Below are 2792 nucleotides of genomic sequence, written 5' to 3'. Positions count from 1 at the left end.
GGGTGGTCTGCTTCTCAGGAACTGTAATCACACATCAATCAAACACTCCTGTGCGTAGCGAGCGGCGTGGGTTTCACCTACCAGTTGCTGTCCTCTTCTCGAAAACTCGTTCTCATCATCCATTTCCTCTCCGCCATCCGTCCGTAATGATTAACCGAACACCACGAGAGGGTTCAGGCATGCCCGAATGGGACACGGTACGATACGACTTTTCGGACGGCGTGGCGACCGTCACGGTGGACCGACCCGACCGACTCAACGCGCTGAACGTCGAGACGCTCCACGCGCTCCGGGAGGCGATTTCGGAGGCAGAGGCCGACGGTGCCCGCGCGCTCGTCCTGACGGGGGCTGGCGAGAAGGCGTTCATCGCCGGGGCCGACATCAGTTACATGCAGGACCTCTCGGTCACGGACGCACAGGAGTACGCGGAGTTTGGACACGAGATTGCGGATTCGCTGGAGTCGTTCCCCGCGCCGGTCATCGCGGCCATCAACGGCTACACGTTCGGCGGCGGGTGCGAACTCGCACTGGCCTGTGACCTTCGGGTGGCGAGCACGAACGCGGTCATCGGCCAAACGGAGATCGATCTCGGCATCATTCCCGGATGGGGCGGGACACAGCGCCTCTCGCGCTTGGTCGGCGACGAGTTGGCGCGACGGCTCATCTTCTTCGGGGAACGAATCGACGCCCAAGACGCCAACGAGATGGGGTTGGTCGGTGAGGTCGTCGCGCCCGACGAACTGGACGACCGTATCGACGAGATGGCGACCGACCTCGCGGAACGCCCGGCGTACGCCCTCCAAGCCGCGAAGGAGGCGATGAATCAGGTGCAGGAGGGAACCCAGTCGGCCGGACTGCGCTACGAGCGTCGGCTCTGGAGTTCGCTGTTCGGCACGCACGACCAGCGGGAAGGGATGGCTGCGTTCGTGGAGGACAGGGAGCCGGAGTTCGAATAACGACGAATAATAATCGGACGAAAGTACTGTTTTCTCAGTCCTGCGGCGTGGGCTTGGCACCTGAGGACGGTTGGACCTGCTCGACTTGCGTGTAGACCAGGACGGCACCGATGGCCGCGAGCACGCCGCCGATCTCGAACGGCACCGGGAAACCGAACTTGACGAGGAATCCCGACGAGAGCGGGCCGATGGCGGTGCCGAGACCGAACGCCATCGTCAGCAAGGAGAGTTGCGTTCCGGACTGGCCTTTGCGTGCGATGTCGCCCGCCAACGCGAGCGCCGGGGCGAATACCAACGCACCCGCGACGCCTTGGGCGAGTCGCGCGATGAGCATCTGCATCGGGGTGGTCACGAAGCCCTGTACGATCGTCGCGGGGACGAGCAGGACGAGTCCGACGATGATGAACTGACGGCGGCCGTAGCGGTCGCTCGCGTGTCCGATAGGCGTCTGCAGGGCGACCTGTGCGAGGACGAACGCCGCGAACTCGATGCCGAACCAGAGTTCGTTCTGGTCGAGTCGTTGGTTGATGGTCGTCTCCAGCGTCGAGAGCAGGGCGATACTGATGGCCATGAACAGCGAGGCGAGCGCGAGCGTGAAGATGGGGTCGAGACCGCCGCGCGAGTCCAGAATCGAGATGGAAAAGTCGTCGGCCGCCTCGGCGTCGGTCGATTCAGGGTCGCTCACGAGGAGCGTGACGAGCAGGAAGCTGATGAGTGCCCCCGCCGAAGCGATGTAGAAGGCGGCTTCGAAACCGGTGATGTCGATGCCCGCGAGCTGATACGGTCCTTGGTGGACCAATGCACCGGCCGCGATCGGTCCCGCTCCGAACCCGAGCAGACGGAACGTGTTGAAGAGACCCATGTTTCCGCCCCGGTTTTCCTTCGACGCGAGGTCGTTGACGAGCGCGATGGTACACGGGATGGTGAACGCGACGCCGATTCCCTGCACCGCTCGGATGGCGATGAGAACCGGATAACTGCTCGCCAGCGAGTACGAGAAGTTAGTCAGCGCCAGAATCGCCAACCCGAGCAGGATGAACACCTTTCGGCGCTCGGATTTGTCCGAGAGATAGCCCGCAAACGGTTGGGTGAAACTGTTCAAGAACCCGAACAGGGAGAGGACGATACCGGTGATGGCCGTCGCGGTCAGCCCGAACGCATCGCCGGTAATCACGCCACTGGTGATGTAGAGCGGCAGAACGACGATGAGAAACGAGTTCCCGGCCGAGTCGGCCATCCGCGCTATCGCCAGCGCTAGGACTCGTCTGTCGATATCGAACATTCGATACGGAATATCGGCCGCACGGTGAAGACAGTTGTGATGGCGGCCGTCCTGACATGAATTCGCCACACCGTCGTATGCAGGAATTAGATGTCTTCTATCCGCGAATTATTCCCCACCGTGGGACGACAAAACCATGGTTCGTGATAACAGCTAAGGACGACCCGACCGTCTATGTATCATGGCACAGAGAGTCAAGTACAACCGCGTCGAGACGGTGTTTCGGGAACTCTCCTATCCCATTCCGCGCGACGATGCGGCCGTGGAACTGGACGACACGATCCTCGTGCTCGCCGAGGGCGAGCGGAACCTCGGCGAACTCATCGCCGAAACCGATCAGTTGGAGTACGAGTCCGCTCGCGACCTCGAAGCCGAGATCAACAACGTCCTGCCGAGGGAGGCGGTCGGCGAACCGTACCAATCAGAAGGAGAGGGCTGATTCCACTGGGTGAGAAAAAGCACGCGACTTAAATGGCCGCGTTTGTTAGTCCGGGACAACAATGGAGTTCTGTGACGAGTGCGGTTCCATGATGAAAGCGAACGACGGGTTCTGG

At 61.6% G+C, this 2792-nt stretch carries 3 protein-coding genes; 2 read left to right on the top strand and 1 reads right to left on the bottom strand.

The genetic code is table 11. The features are described from left to right. Positions 1 to 179 precede the first annotated feature (179 nt). On the top strand, positions 180 to 956 hold the full coding sequence (locus tag WBV42_RS16020) for an enoyl-CoA hydratase/isomerase family protein (RefSeq protein ID WP_423986910.1): 777 nt from the start codon (positions 180 to 182) through the stop codon (positions 954 to 956). A gap of 34 nt (positions 957 to 990) precedes the next feature. Here the strand turns inward: WBV42_RS16020 and WBV42_RS16015 are convergent, their stop codons facing one another. Then, positions 991 to 2238, bottom strand: a complete 1248-nt coding sequence (locus WBV42_RS16015; protein WP_423986909.1) for an MFS transporter — start codon at positions 2236 to 2238, stop codon at positions 991 to 993. Positions 2239 to 2419: 181 nt separating this feature from the next. Here WBV42_RS16015 and WBV42_RS16010 point away from each other — a divergent pair, with 181 nt between their 5' ends. Continuing rightward, positions 2420 to 2677 carry a hypothetical protein gene (locus tag WBV42_RS16010; protein ID WP_423986908.1) on the top strand — a complete coding sequence of 86 codons (258 nt, stop codon included), beginning with the start codon at positions 2420 to 2422 and terminating at the stop codon, positions 2675 to 2677. Positions 2678 to 2792: the final 115 nt, after the last annotated feature.

The sequence above is a fragment of the Haladaptatus sp. genome (assembly GCF_049589095.1).
Taxonomy (GTDB): Archaea; Halobacteriota; Halobacteria; order Halobacteriales; family Haladaptataceae; genus Haladaptatus.
This window is presented reverse-complemented; position numbering and strand designations above follow the sequence as displayed.